12 protein-coding genes are annotated in these 14726 nt (G+C 38.4%); 1 reads left to right on the top strand and 11 read right to left on the bottom strand.

The features are described from left to right. Nucleotides 1-117 precede the first annotated feature (117 nt). The gene (locus tag AC1RFD_RS02410) at nt 118-747 is read right to left on the bottom strand and encodes a transmembrane-type terpene cyclase (RefSeq protein WP_016995451.1); all 630 of its coding nucleotides are present in this window, start codon (nt 745-747) and stop codon (nt 118-120) included. A gap of 157 nt (nt 748-904) precedes the next feature. Between AC1RFD_RS02410 and pgeF the strand changes: the two genes are divergently transcribed. Further along, nucleotides 905-1669 carry a peptidoglycan editing factor PgeF gene (pgeF, locus tag AC1RFD_RS02405; protein ID WP_492474454.1) on the top strand — a complete coding sequence of 255 codons (765 nt, stop codon included), beginning with the start codon at nt 905-907 and terminating at the stop codon, nt 1667-1669. A gap of 36 nt (nt 1670-1705) precedes the next feature. Here the strand turns inward: pgeF and AC1RFD_RS02400 are convergent, their stop codons facing one another. The 10 genes from AC1RFD_RS02400 to AC1RFD_RS02355 form a co-directional block, all read right to left on the bottom strand. Next, a complete protein-coding gene (locus AC1RFD_RS02400) occupies nt 1706-2818 on the bottom strand; it encodes a Ger(x)C family spore germination protein (RefSeq protein WP_054550733.1) in 1113 nt (370 codons plus the stop codon). Then, a complete protein-coding gene (locus AC1RFD_RS02395; RefSeq protein ID WP_054550732.1) occupies nt 2815-3897 on the bottom strand; it encodes a GerAB/ArcD/ProY family transporter in 1083 nt (360 codons plus the stop codon). Before AC1RFD_RS02395 ends, AC1RFD_RS02400 begins: the two co-directional genes overlap by 4 nt. A 28-nt stretch (nt 3898-3925) precedes the next feature. Continuing rightward, entirely contained in the window at nt 3926-5320 is a 1395-nt protein-coding gene (locus AC1RFD_RS02390; RefSeq protein ID WP_053075663.1) for a spore germination protein, read from the bottom strand. Nucleotides 5321-5472: 152 nt separating this feature from the next. Further along, nucleotides 5473-6846, bottom strand: a complete 1374-nt coding sequence (locus AC1RFD_RS02385) for an amino acid permease (protein WP_328016410.1) — start codon at nt 6844-6846, stop codon at nt 5473-5475. 256 nt (nt 6847-7102) lie between these two features. Further along, nucleotides 7103-7312, bottom strand: a complete 210-nt coding sequence (locus tag AC1RFD_RS02380) for a hypothetical protein (RefSeq protein ID WP_016995612.1) — start codon at nt 7310-7312, stop codon at nt 7103-7105. Nucleotides 7313-7357: 45 nt separating this feature from the next. After that, nucleotides 7358-8872, bottom strand: coding sequence for an NCS1 family transporter (locus AC1RFD_RS02375; RefSeq protein WP_326140512.1), 1515 nt, complete (start codon nt 8870-8872; stop codon nt 7358-7360). Between the two features lie 124 nt (nt 8873-8996). Beyond that, nucleotides 8997-10259 (bottom strand): NAD-dependent dihydropyrimidine dehydrogenase subunit PreA, encoded by a 1263-nt coding sequence (gene preA / locus AC1RFD_RS02370; RefSeq protein ID WP_048389894.1) that lies wholly within the window; start codon nt 10257-10259, stop codon nt 8997-8999. Between the two features lie 194 nt (nt 10260-10453). After that, nucleotides 10454-11821 carry an NAD(P)-dependent oxidoreductase gene (locus AC1RFD_RS02365; RefSeq protein ID WP_492474453.1) on the bottom strand — a complete coding sequence of 456 codons (1368 nt, stop codon included), beginning with the start codon at nt 11819-11821 and terminating at the stop codon, nt 10454-10456. A gap of 98 nt (nt 11822-11919) precedes the next feature. Then, a complete protein-coding gene (gene hydA, locus AC1RFD_RS02360) occupies nt 11920-13323 on the bottom strand; it encodes a dihydropyrimidinase (RefSeq protein WP_048389890.1) in 1404 nt (467 codons plus the stop codon). Between the two features lie 44 nt (nt 13324-13367). Continuing rightward, nucleotides 13368-14612: a Zn-dependent hydrolase gene (locus AC1RFD_RS02355; RefSeq protein ID WP_492474452.1), complete on the bottom strand. Its 1245-nt coding sequence runs from the start codon at nt 14610-14612 to the stop codon at nt 13368-13370. Nucleotides 14613-14726: the final 114 nt, after the last annotated feature.

Below are 14726 nucleotides of genomic sequence, written 5' to 3'. Positions count from 1 at the left end.
AGTTAAAGCCCTTTCTCTCGCTATTCTTTCCCATTGGAATTGTCATCAAGTTGCAATATGTTTGTAATTGGCATACATTACTAATAGATTCAGTGATCAATTGCTGCACAAAATATCCTATTTTGCTAATTGCTTACGCTGTAATCGATAAATTAAGAGAATATAGAGCCAATCATAAAAGAGCGTTGCTACAGAAATAATGGTAATTAAAGGTGTGCGGAAGTATAGATAAAATCCAACCGCTGCAAATAATGTACCCACCATCTTACAAACTGCTATCCCCATGGATTGACCAGCTAAATTCCCTCTTTGCAAGAGTAAAGCAATAAATAGTCCTGACATCATAAGATTTTGAAAGAATGCTACGTACTTTCCTTCGAAATCTTGAAATTCATAGACTATACCTAAAATGATCAGCATGCTAAAGATTAACGTGATCAAAAAGGAGAAATACAATAGCTTTTTTGATAGCATCTTTCGATATTCATTTGGAGCATAACGTAAAAATTGCATCAAAATAAAGACATCCAATACAAACCAAATCAGCGTAATATAGCGTTGCAGGTCATTTTGTGGGTAGAAAAAGGCAAAGATAAATTCCCATGAAATATTGGCACAAATAGCGACCATAGGCATGCCATAGGTTTTATCTTGCCATCCTTTGTAAATAACAAGTATATATGTAAAAATCCAAAAAAGACCCATTCCTACTTGGCAAATTAATAATATGTCTTGTTCACTCAACATTCACGCTCTCCCCCTCTCTAGCATTCCTTCTACTATATGAGGAAATCGATTCTTTATGTCTAAAAGTTTGATAGACGGGTAAAGGAGTGCTAAATAGTAAAAAACGGCAACCTATACATTCCACAAGCGATCCTATATAGTAAAACGAGGTGATTAAATGAAAATAAAAATGTATATAGATAATGAGCAATTTATCGCAGGAACGACCTTAAAAGATGAGATGGAGATTGAACACAATAATATGGCTTTGCATAGTTGCCATGATGTTCAAGCTATCATTAACAATCGTCAGCATTTAGCTGCGACATTGAACTGTGATTTACAAAATTTTATTTGTACAGAGCAAACACATAGTGCGAACTTTCATAAAGTCACATTAGCCGATCAAGGACGAGGAGCTGCGCAAATGGATACAGCGGTGAAGAATACAGACGCGCTTTATACACTTGAGCCTAACTTACTATTATGTAGTTTTACAGCAGATTGCGTGCCCGTTATTTTTTATAATGCTGTGAATGGACTCGTCGGTGTGATTCATTCGGGATGGCAAGGAACAGTCAAAGAAATAACACCCAAACTGTTTCAGCATCTTATGAATGAAGAACAGTGTCGACCTCAGGACTTTCATGTTCAAATCGGTATGGCACTGAGTCAGCAGAAATTTGAGGTAGACGCAGATGTATATGAAAAATTTCACAGTCTTGGTTATGCCGAAGAATTTATGTATTACAATGCAGAAACGAAAAAATACCATATTGATAATCAGCAGACAGTCAAAAAGCAATGTGAGCTTGCGGGTATTCCAGTGAATCAAATACAAATTGATGAAACCTGTACATTCCTTAGTCCCGATGGCTTTTCTTATCGTCAAGATAAACAAGCCGGAAGACATTTAAGCTTTATTATGCGAAAAACACAATAACAGCAAAGACCCTTCTTATCGAATGGGTCTTTGCTGTTATTTTAAAGTACCTGTACTAATAATGGACGTTTCTACATGGACCTTCACGTCTAATTTTCTAATAAGCTCTCTTGTTTTTTTCGATGTCCATTTTCCATGATGATACATTCTAAATTCTTCACTTAAGCCAGCTGGATCTACCTCTGTTTTATTTAATCGCGCTAAAAATTCACTAATATCCTGTTCCAGCTGTTTATTCACATCTTTTTCCAAATCACTAATGCTTTCAACTGTAAATAAATGTGATTCTCTTTCTCCCTTATATTCGCTTAAAGTACCCTTTATTTTTAAGAAAATCGTTAATTTGGGTGATTCCATATTTTTATTACTCTCTTTTTTCACACTGCTCTCGATTAAATCAATCATTACCTTTTCTTCTCCATGTCCTGCATTTAAATCAAGGTGCAAAGGAGCAAGATTTTTCTGTCCACTTAAAGCTTGAATAACTAGTGCTTCCTCAGGTTTAATTAATTCATGCATCTGATTCCCTTTAAATATGGCAACGCCTTTAATCTCTAATTTCTCCTCTCGTTTTTCAACATAGGGTAATACTGTATCCACTACAGGATTTGTAATCGAGTACATAAAATCATGAATATTGGTATTGGGGTTAAAAGCAGTATTGATACTCGGCTCTAATAGATTGTTCAAATAAAAATTAATACTTGGCTTATCAGGATAATCTCCTTTTAAAATCGCTTCCGCATTATCCTTCACAACAGCTATCAATACTTTATTACCTACTTCCGCATTGCGATATAAGTGCTGAACAATTTTTCGAACATTCCCTTTCCGCGCAAAATCTTCGTTTACTAAGACAACTCGCAATTGATTGAAGACTATTTTCTTATCGGATTGCTTTTCTATTTCCACGATGCCGCTTGATACTAAATCTGTTGTGATAGAAAAAGTTTGTGTGTCTTTTTCTGCGTCTGGAGAATATTGGGGGATCGCTACTGTGAGTCTCATCTGATTCTCATCGATATAGTCAAAAGCCATCGAATCTACCATCCCAACATCCTCTAGAGGAACTTTTATTTCTTTTTTAGAACAGCCTGCAAGTAAAACGAAAATCAAAAAAGAAATGATGCATAGACGTTTATTTTTCATACCTGCACCTGCTTTTTTCGAATAACATATATCAGGATTAAAAACACTGGCCAGCTTACCAGCACATAGCCTACATAGTTACTTGCCATAAATAATTTTTCCTGGAATTCACGCGAAAAGGGCATTTTTACAATAAAGAAAATGATCAAGGCGATGATATACAACTGATAACTTTGCTTTTTCTTTTTAAGGAAGGTATCCATACCCCTTTTTGCACACCATACATAGGCTGTAATCGAGGATAAGATTAGAAAAACCCAAAGCGTAATGCCAATGATATCGATTCGCTCAATAAAGGTAAATTCTCCTGCCTTAAATAGGTTTAATACTGAAAACTCTACATTTTTTAATTGCCACTCTGAATAATACATGACGCTAATAGCTGTTGTGATAAAGCATAAAAATATACTAATCCAAATACCGATTAAGGAATGACGAAATGCCTTTTTTTGATCGATGATATATGGAAAATAAAATAGAATTAATTCGTAACCAAGGATAGAAAAATATCCTTGCTTTAACGCTTCATAAAATTCCTTAGGCGTAAAATTAAATAGAGGCAAAAAATGACTTGGATCACCTTTTTCAATGGCCCAGCGCGTAAAATAGAATAATCCAATGGTAATAAAAAATGTCATTATACAAAATCGTGCAATAGATTTAATACCCCCACTTACAATATAAATAAGTAGAAGTAAAAAGCAAAGGACAGGCATGGTGATGGTTTGTTCCTGCAATGCTGTACTTTGAATTAAGTGCATATAATTACTAATAATCCCTGCACTAAAAACAATAAATTGAATAATGACGAGTAGATTTATAAATTTTCCGAGCCATTTTCCCAATAATATTTCATTCATTCGAAATAAATCATCATTGGGAAACTTTGAACAAAGCCATACCATCGCAAATAGTGTCAGGCTAGCAATCACACCAAAGAGAAGAGGCATAAATGATTGTGTGTAGCCCATAGGACTTAATTTCTGAGGGAGCGAAAGGATACCGGTACCAATCATAATACTTTGCGCTAAGAAGATGACATGATAACGATTTAACACCTTTCCTTTTGTTGTATTCAAAGTTAACCACCTCATTCTCATTCTGACACTATTTTTTCTGTACTTTTGAAATACCAGTCTTACTTCTTATATATTTAGTTGGAAATCGGATGACACTATCCAATAAATCGCTTGGCTTTCTTGGAATAGCAGGTGTCATATAATGCGTTCCTAAGGATTTGAGACTTAATAAATGGTGGATTAACCACGCAAAGGCGAGCATCTGTCCAAACAAGCCAAATAAACCTGCTGATAAGATAAAAATATAACGAATAAATCGGCTAGTATTACTCATTAAGAAAATAGGCGGTAAGAAGGAAAGTAGTGCTGAGGTAGCGACTAACACAATGAGTATATTACTTAGTAATCCAGCTTCTACGGCCGCTGTACCAATTACAATACCTCCTACGATACCAATGGTTTGTCCGACTTTGGCAGGCATTCGAGAGCCCGCTTCTCGTAAGACTTCAATTATAAGCTCGATAAATAATACCTCAATCAGTGGTGGAAATGGTACCTTACTTCTTGATTCTTGAAGATTTAGTAATAATTCGTATGGCAAAATTTCTGGATGAAAGGTTAAGGCTGATATATACATTGGTGTAATCATGATCGTTAAGAAAAAACCAAAAAAGCGCAGCATCCTTAATAAAGATGCTGTTGTCCAACGGTTGTAGTAATCCTCAATCGACACGAACATTTCAAAAAAAGAAGTGGGACAGACAATGGCTAGTTGACTATTATCCATAAAAACGACGATTCTCCCATCCAGAAGATAACGGCAAATACTATCTGGACGGACTGTCATGTAGTATTGAGGAAAGGGCGATAATGGATTATCCTCAATTAATTGCTTCAACACGGATATATCCGTAAATAACGGATAATCTACCTGATCAATACGGTTTCTTAAATCATCTAAATTTTCATGGCTCACGATATTATCCATATACATAATCGATATTTTAATATTGGCTTCTGACCCAACAATTCGGTTTTCATTTTTTAGCATGGAGCTTTGAATCCGTCTTCTCACTAACGATATATTCGTTTCCAGTGATTCTGTAAATGCATCCTGTGGACCAATTACAGTCGACTCTGTTTCCGTATCCGTAATGGCCCTTGTAGGCGCACTATACGTATCTACACTTAATAGGGCGTTGGTTTCGTGAAAAAAAAGAAGGGTTTGCCCAGCATTCAATTTTTTAACGACACCTTTCACATCTTTCGGGTCCACATATTGAGCCATTTGATGAATTTGTTTCAAATTATTAGCTAGTGGAATCGTCACCATGGTTTGTAAGGTCATTTTTTCGATGAGTGAGGAGAAATAAATGACCGTCACATCCCCTTCTTCTGTAGCGATCATTTTCAGTTTTACGTCATCGACTTCGTTAATCTCCTGCTTTAATTTAGCGACAATCTGCTCGGGTATCTCGTTCATTTTTCTCCACCCCTTTTGTTCCGATAAATACCAGTCCATATCATTCAATTTTTAGTAGTTTGTCTTTTTTTCATTTAATTATGTAAAAATTGTGCTAGCAAAAATAGCCATACAAAAAGGATGCATCCCAATTAGAGATACATCCTTAAAGGTTATTCTATAGAATCTTTGCTGTATCGGTTTTTACCAATACCAAATACGTAGTAGCTAATGGTTACGAGAATCAAGAAAATAATGCCCACTATTAATGACACGCGTGTATCATCATTGAACCACATGCCGACTAGTACCATGATTAAAAAGATGATTGTTACATAGTTTGTAATCGGTGCGAACGGCATTTTAAAAGGATGCTTTGCTAGCTGCTCTCCCTTTACTTTTCTAAAACGAATTTGACTGATTAAAATGATAAACCATGGAATCATCCCTGGTAAAACACTTGCACTATACACATAAACAAATAAGTTTTCAGGGGCAATATAACTTAGAATAACACCAACGACTAAGCCAACTAATACGCCCGCTGTTCCAAATAAAGGCACACCATTACTAGAAAGCTTTGCGAAAAATTTTGGTGCTTGTCCATTCATAGCAAGTGTATATAACATACGTCCAGCACTATAGATTCCACTGTTACACCCTGACATTGCAGCTGTGATGACGACGAAATTAATAATACCTGCGGCAGCTGTGATGCCTACCTTAGCAAATGTCGCAACGAAAGGACTACCAATTGTGCCAAGCTCATCCCAAGGATACACTGTAACAATGACAAAGATTGCACCGATATAGAAAATTAAAATACGCCAAATAATGCTTTGGATGGCATTCGTAATCGTTTGTTGAGGATTTTTTGCTTCTCCTGCTGTAATCCCAATGAGCTCCACCCCTTGATAGGCAGCAACGACTAAAGATAAGGCAAAGAAAAATCCTGTCCAGCCACCTGTAAAGAAGCCACCGTGACTCCAAAGATTGGATAAGCCGATTGCTATTCCATCATTGCCAAAGCCAAAGAAGATGAGTCCGACCCCTGCAATAATCATTAAAATAATCGTAACAATTTTAATCATCGCAAACCAGAATTCAAATTCTCCAAACGATTTGACAGAAATGAAGTTCGCCACACCCAAAATCACCATTGCAATTAGACCAGGTATCCAAGCTGGTAATTCTGGATACCAATATTGCATATACGTTCCTACTGCTATAATTTCAGACATCCCAACAATAACCCATTGGAACCAGTTACTCCACGCTGTTAAATACCCTGCTAAAGGATGAATATATTTATAGCCAAATGTGGCAAAAGAACCTGTACTTGGCTCCATATAAAGCATCTCACCCATTGCCCTCATAATGAAAAAAATAAAAATACCTGCAATACCATAGGCAAGGAGTACAGAAGGTCCTGTCCATTGAATAGCACTTGCTGAGCCCATAAATAGCCCAACACCAATCGTACCGCCAAGTGCAATCATTTGAATATGACGTGCTTCTAATCCTCTTTTCAATTCCTTATTGGCCACTCCATAACGCCTCTTTTCCTGATGTTCTTTCTATGATGTTTTTACTTTAAAATAATAATCAATTTTTCTAAAAAAGACAAATGTATTTTTAGGAAAAACAAAAAATATTGCTATTTTAATAGAATAACAAAAAATAGGTAATAACGACGATTTAATTGATGTTTGTACGAAATATGATGTTACTTCAACATAATTTAAATCAGAAAATTCAAAAAACTCTATTCCGTTCAAGTCGAAAGGAATAGAGTTTACTTAGTTACTGTAATAAAGTTTGTTCCTGTAATTTTGCAGAGAAGTATTTACGTGCATCTGCTGTTAGAATTTGTAGCAAAGTCACTTCTTCTTGACGAGCAAATTCTACAAACATCCCACTTAAATTCTCGTAGACATATTTGATTTTAAAGCCACTATCTAAATAATGATCTACTTTTTGAATTTCCTCTGTGCTTTGTTGGAATTCAGACATGCCATCACCTCACCTTCTTTTGAAAATGTCTTGATGTTGTCTCACTTACTCGGCACCCTTCATCTCTAACAGAGGATCTGGTTGCTCCACCAGTTCATCTTCATCCGGAGTCGCCGTTGGAGCTGCTGGTTGGCCAAATATTTCATCTAAATTATGTCCGACTGTAATACCTAAATATTTGGCATCACTTGGATCATCTAGCTCAGCTTGTGGATACTTTTTAAACCACCAATACTTCGCTAATACATAATATACAATCGCGCCTACAGCGAACCCTACTAAAGAAGAGTAAGTTGAAAATATATTGGCAACTGCACCACCGATTACCCAGGCGATTAACCCAGCCATATTAAAGCCCTTATAATATTTAAATTGCCCATCTAATTCATAAAGCTCTTTTACATGTACGCGCCGTTTACGAATCAGGTAGTAATCAGCAAATAAAATACCTACAATCGCTGTTAAAATACCGCCAATGATTAATAGGACATTGACCATGACATTAAATAGACTCCAAGGCTGTGCAAGAATACCAATAATCCCTGCAATAACTACCCCTACCCAGAATGGCACTTTCGGTCCACCGATATTAGAGAAAATAGTAGCTGCTGGTACAACGTTGGCAGAGGTATTTGTCGACCATTGTGCTAATACAATCATCAGCAATAGAATCCCAAGAATAAAGCCGCTTGCACTTTGCTGTAAGGCATTAATTGGGTCTGCCGAGGCAACTGCCATATAGCAAACTGCACCAATCGTAACAATGAATGTGTTTGTAATGGGCATGACAATTAAAGAGCCTACAAGCTGTGTTTTATTACGCTTGAACCAATTACGCTCATTTTTGGGTGCTTTAAAGAAACGTGACAAGGATGGCATATCTGCTGCTAAGGTTGCCCAAAAGCCCATATTTGCCATCACCACTACCATAAAGGCGGTAAAAGCAGCGAAGCCTGTTGTTGGGGTTTCCACCCACGTCCAAATATTTTTTCCCTGAGATGTTGCATTATCTGCCAATGTGTAATACATCCAACAAGAAATTAAAATAATGACAGGAGCTGCTAAATCAGCAAAACGCTCAATGGATTTAATACCAAGAGATGTATTAAAGAGTTGAAGCGCTGCAAACACAAGGAAGCAGATAAACCAATTATCAAAGCCAAACAATAAATTTAAAATTCCGTTTATCGCTAATGCACCAAAATACGTATTCAAACCAAACCAACAGGCAGCTGTAACACCACGTACAAGAGAAGGTATATGAGTACCGAATGTGCCAAATGGTGCACGCATATAAACAGGGAAAGATAATCCATGCTCTATTCCGATGTCACCAATTAACGTCATAAAGACGCCAATTAAACAAGAACCTACCAATGTTGCCACAATCACCATTGGTAAGGATAAATTCATGATAGCCGAACCACCAATGGCAAAAGCCGCTAATACAATTGCCATTCCTATCCAAATCACCGCAAAACCAAATGTTCCAATATTTCTTTGTTGATGTGTCACTGGAAGTAAATCTGGGGATTTTAAATAATTCCCTTCACGTTCCATAATGTTTCTCTCCTTTTTTTCTAATTTCCGTGACAACCTACTTGAAGTGCCTTCCTTCACCCAAAATGCTGAAGGAAGGTGGAATTTCGATTTTAATCTTTATTCAAAAATGAACAACGGTCCTTTATTTTGATAGACTGCTAAGAAGTGATTGGCGTTCATTCCATGTCATTGGCGGAATTGTAGATGGGCGTTCAACCATTGAAATGGCTCCATCGACAGGACAAACAATTGAGCATAAATTACAGCCTACGCAGTCTTCCTCACGAACCTTTAGCATTGGGCGACCATCCTCCGTATAAAGGTCAATACATTGATGGGATGTATCCTCGCAAGCAATATGACACTTATTGCAATTAATACAAACATCATTATTAATTTCTGCGACAATTTTATAATTTAAATCTAAATCACCCCAGTTTGAATACCTTTGTACAGAGCGACCAACTAAATCCATGACTGAAGCTAGACCTTTATCATCTAAGTAGTTATTCAGCCCATCAATCATATCCTCCACAATACTAAAGCCATGATGCATTGCTGCTGTACATACCTGTACGCCTGTCGCACCCATTAAAATAAATTCCGCTGCATCTTGCCAATTGGAGATCCCCCCAATGCCCGAAATCGGTACATTGACTAATGGATTACGAGCACATTCTGCAACCATGTTCAGTGCAATTGGTTTAACTGCTGGACCACAATAGCCCCCATGAGCTCCTTTTCCAGCCACATGTGGTACTGTATTCCAAGAATCTAAATCAACACCAGCTAAACTGTTAATCGTATTAATCATACTCACAGCATCTGCTCCACCTCGTGTTGCCGCTTCCGCCGTCACGGTAATATCCGTAATGTTGGGCGTTAGTTTAACAATAACAGGTGTACGCGCCGCTTCCTTTACCCAGTACGTTTGTTTTTCCACCAATTCAGGGACTTGACCAGAGGCAGAACCCATGCCTCGTTCTGCCATCCCATGTGGACAACCAAAGTTAAGCTCAAGACCATCAACCCCCACATCTTCTACTCGTTTCACAATTTCATGCCATTTTTCTTGCTTTGGTTCCACCATTAACGAGGCAATAATTGCGTGATTAGGAAATTTCTTTTTCGTCTCATAAATTTCTTGTAAATTCACTTCTAATGGTCGATCCGTAATTAATTCAATATTGTTAAAGCCTGCCACACGTTGGCCATTATAGCTAACTGCTGCAAAACGGGAAGACACATTTAAAATCGGTTCTCCTAACGTTTTCCAAACTGCGCCACCCCAGCCCGCTTCAAATGCACGTTGGACTTGATAGCCTGAATTCGTTGGTGGAGCAGATGCTAGCCAAAATGGATTCGGCGATTTGATGCCCGCTAAATTAATGCGTAAGTCTGCCATATAAGTTCCCCCTCTATCCGTACTAACAATCTTTTGTCAACTGAAAGCATAGTGCCAGATACAGGCTGTATGACCACCATTTCAAAACATAGGCTAATGTAATCATTCAGATGGGGGATTAACAGCCTGTATAAACCCGATTGGTGAATCTAACAATCAGTGGAGAAAGAGCCTCCACTGATTGAAGGTTCATTTTATGCAATCTCACTTGGTTTTCTTAAACGTTCATGAATCTTATATGCTGCATCTTTTCCTTGCTGTACAGCGGTCACTACCATCGCTTCACCCTGTCCATTACCAAAGACAACATCTCCACATGCAAATACTTTGTCTTTGGACGTTTGCATTGTTGTCTCATCAATGTCTACGACACCATTTGTATGAGCTAAACCAAAGGCTTCAATTAACGATACAAAACGAGTTTGCCCGATGGCTTTAATAACAGCATCCACTTCAATGATAAAATTGGAGCCCTTTACTTCTTCAGGGCGTTGTCGACCATCAGGACCTGCCTCACCAAGCTTCATTTTCACACATTCAATGCCTGTCACCTTTCCTGCTTCATTGCCAATAATTTTTTTAGGTGCAGTTAGCCATTTAAATTCCACACCATCCTGCTTGGCAAATTCATATTCAAATTTGTATGCTGTCATTTCTTTTTCTGTTCTACGATAGAGAATTTGTACATTATCTGCGCCTAAACGCACCGCACTTGTAGCACCGTCTATCGCCGTGTTTCCAGCACCGATTACGGCTACTCGTTTCCCTACAATATCATTTGTAAGCGGTCCCATTTTTGTTTTTCGAATAAACTCAATAGCATCATGTACCCCTTCTAAATCTTCCCCATCAATGCCCAGATTTGGGACAGCACCCATACCGACAGCTAAAATCACACTGTCATACTGAGCCAAAATTTCATCAGCAGAAATATCCACACCTACAGCTGTATTCGTTTGAATGTCCACACCGAGCTGTTCAATCTGCTCTACTTCCCAATCTACGACATCATTTGGTAATCGGAATGCTACAATCCCATAGCTTCCTAAGCCCCCTGCCTTCGCTTCAGCCTCATAAATAGTTACTTGATAGCCTAAACGACTGAGCTCACGAGCTGCCGACAAACCAGCAGGACCTGCCCCTACAATGGCTATTTTCTGTCCATTATGTGGACCTGCCTTAAATAGCTGAGCATTGGTTTCCATTGCCCAATCCGTTGCATAACGTTGTAACTCACCAATTTTAATTGGCTTTGTTGAAGAATTTAAGACACACGCCCCTTCACACAGTTCTTCCGTTGGACAAACTCTTGCACAGCTTGCACCAATTGGGTTTGCTTCTAATATAGTCGTAGCAGAACCCTTCATATTACCAGATGCAATTTTTTTTATGAAATTTGGTATTTGAATACTTGTTGGACATGCTTTAATACATGGTGCGTCATAGCAATACAAACAACGATTGGCTTCCTCAATAGCCTCATTCTTTGTCATCTTACCTTTTAATTCCACAAAATTACGTCTAAGCTGCACGGTCATTGCATTTTCTTGAATCGGAACCATTTCCACATCCCCCTCATGTGTTCATTTTTTCCGTACCCTAATTACGAAACCGATTGTTTTGCTCTCCAGTCAAAACAATCGGTCTATCCTGTAGGAAGCTAAATGTTTAGAGCTTCCGCAGTTACTGTTTTTAATGGACGTTTAATGTATCGTCCACTGCCAAGTACACCTACAAATTCTTTATTTTTAATGACATATTCCCCACGTACGAGTACACTAACAGGCTCACCTGTTACTTCCCAGCCTTCATATGGGTTATAGTCCACATTCATATGATGTGTTTTAGCTGAAATTTGACGCTGTGCCTCTGGGTCAAAAATGACGATATCCGCATCTGAACCAATTGCAATCGTTCCTTTTTGCGGGAATAAGCCAAATATTTTTGCGGCACTAGTAGAGATCATATCAACAAATTCATTGATGGAAATTCTGCCTTTTGCCACGCCCTCAGAGTATAAGATACTGAAGCGGTCTTCAATGAATGGTCCGCCATTTGGAATTTTCGAGAAATCATTTAAGCCTAATTGCTTTTTACCTTTAAAGCTAAAGGAGCATTGGTCTGAGCCAATCGTTTGTAGCTGTTTTGCCTTTAAGGCATTCCATAAATGTTCTTGATGATATTTAGGACGAAGTGGCGGTGACCAAACATATTTGGCTCCTTCAAAGCCTGGTTGCGCTAATGCGGATTGATCGAGCGTTAAATACGGTGGACAAGTTTCACCATAAACATCATAGCCCTTTTCACGAGCGGCAATAATTTCATCTACCGCTTCTTTACAAGTCACATGCACCACATAGAGCTTCGCACCAGCTATATGCGCTAATTCGATAGCACGCTTTGTTGCCTCTCCTTCCAATTCCGCTGGACGAGTTAGTGCATGATAGATCGGTTCCTTATGTCCAGCACGTCTTGCCTCCTCTACTAGCTCATCTATAACAGAGCCATTTTCACAATGGACCATCACTATCGCACCAAGATCCTTAGCGATTTTAAAGGCTTTAAATAATGTACGATCTGTGGCTTGGAATTCTTTTGCATAAGCCATGAAGACTTTGACAGAAGTAATGCCCTCTTGCTCTAATAATTGTGGTAATTCAGCTTCGGTTTCAGGTGTTAGATCACCAATCATCAAGTGGAAGCCATAGTCAATAGCAGACTTTCCTTTTGCCTTGTCGTGCCATTTCTCTACGGCTGTCGATAATTTTTCTTCTCCTGCTGTTAAACAGAAATCTAAAATAGTAGTTGTCCCACCAAAAGCCGCTGCAATGGTGCCTGATTTCCAATCATCATCCGTCACCGTGTTATTGAATGGCATGTCTAAATGCGTATGGGGATCAATGCCACCAGGCAATACGTACTTGCCTGTAGCATCAATAATTTCAGCGCCAGCATCCGTTAAATTTTGTCCAATTTGAACAATTTTACCGTTCTCAATTAAAATATCTGCCTCAAATACATCAGCAGCAGTTGCTACTCGTCCACCTTTAATGATTTTTTTCACTATGCCTCTCACCCTTCATCACAAAATTAGAGAATGCTTGATAGTTAATGCAGTGTATATGTTTCGCCCATACTAAACTTCGTTTGTAGCGTTAACACCGTTTCCAATAAAATATCTGCGCCCTTTGCACAATCTTCAAAGGCTGTTTCCTCTTCTTCACAATGACTCTTCCCTTGAATGCTTGGAACAAAAATCATCGCGGAAGGAACCATACTTGCCATATACTGTGCATCATGTCCAGCGCCACTAAACATACGATGAGATGAATAGCCAAAGCTTTGACAAGCTCTTTCTACTTCATTGCAAATCGCACTATCAAAATACACGGTATCTCTGCCCCATAACTTGACAGGCTGAATATGGCATCCGCCCGCTGTCTCAGGAAGCGCGTTGAGAATATCCTCAACCTGTTGCATGACCTCTGGCTTTTGATGACGTGAATCAATTGTAAATGTCACCTTATTTGGGATAACGGTATGAATATTCGGGGAAACATTCATACGACCAAAAGTAAAAACAAGTTGTTCGTCAATTTTTCCTAATTGTTCATATAGCTCTTTAATGATGGTTGATGCCACAATCATTGGGTCTTTACGCATTGACATTGGGGTTGTACCTGCATGGTTTGATTGCCCACTAATTGTAATTTCATAGCAGACCATGCCTAGCACACCTTCAACCACACCAATTTCCTGCTGTTTTGCTTCTAATACTGGCCCTTGTTCAATATGCAATTCGATATAAGCAAGTGCCTCCTTCAGACGATTGGCTTGCTCTCCCTCATAGCCACTTGCTTGTAAAGCTTGTTGAAAACGAATGCCGTTTTTATCCGTAGATTGGAGCATTTTTTCTTTGTCAAATTTTGAGGTGATGACGCCTGAACTCATCATGGCTGGATCAAAACGTGCCCCTTCTTCATTCGTGAAATTGACAATCGTAAGAGGAATGTCCACTTCGATATCATTTTCCTTTATTGTTCGAATGGCCTCGATCGCTGTTAGTACACCTAACACACCATCAAATCTTCCACCTTTTTCTACTGAATCTAGATGGGAACCCATGACAATGGGTGGCACATTCTTTTTACCAGGAATAGTGGCGTAAATGTTGCCCATATCGTCCACCTGAATATCCATTCCTAACGTTTTGCAACACTCACAAAAATAGTTTCTTGCTAATACATCCTCATTCGAAAGAGACAAACGTGTGACGCCACCATTTTCGGTGGCCCCAAATTGACTAAATTGTTCAATTAACTCTTGCAATCGTCTACTATTACATTTATACATATGCAAGTCCTCTCTTTCACAGTAGTTAATAAACATTCTAAAATAGATAAAATTTGTGAGATATGGATAGTAAACTAAAAAAATATGTGCAACTGCACATCATATATGGTAAGT

It is taken from the genome of Lysinibacillus sp. GW823-FHT02G10, assembly GCF_058797135.1.
This window is presented reverse-complemented; position numbering and strand designations above follow the sequence as displayed.

Coding starts and splice junctions, on each gene's coding strand:
- AC1RFD_RS02410 (WP_016995451.1), bottom strand. CDS start 747: ATGTTGAGTGAACAAGACATATTATTAATTTGCCAAGTAGGAATGGGT.
- pgeF (WP_492474454.1), top strand. CDS start 905: ATGAAAATAAAAATGTATATAGATAATGAGCAATTTATCGCAGGAACG.
- AC1RFD_RS02400 (WP_054550733.1), bottom strand. CDS start 2,818: ATGAAAAATAAACGTCTATGCATCATTTCTTTTTTGATTTTCGTTTTA.
- AC1RFD_RS02390 (WP_053075663.1), bottom strand. CDS start 5,320: ATGAACGAGATACCCGAGCAGATTGTCGCTAAATTAAAGCAGGAGATT.
- AC1RFD_RS02380 (WP_016995612.1), bottom strand. CDS start 7,312: ATGTCTGAATTCCAACAAAGCACAGAGGAAATTCAAAAAGTAGATCAT.
- AC1RFD_RS02375 (WP_326140512.1), bottom strand. CDS start 8,872: ATGGAACGTGAAGGGAATTATTTAAAATCCCCAGATTTACTTCCAGTG.
- preA (WP_048389894.1), bottom strand. CDS start 10,259: ATGGCAGACTTACGCATTAATTTAGCGGGCATCAAATCGCCGAATCCA.
- AC1RFD_RS02365 (WP_492474453.1), bottom strand. CDS start 11,821: ATGGTTCCGATTCAAGAAAATGCAATGACCGTGCAGCTTAGACGTAAT.
- AC1RFD_RS02355 (WP_492474452.1), bottom strand. CDS start 14,612: ATGTATAAATGTAATAGTAGACGATTGCAAGAGTTAATTGAACAATTT.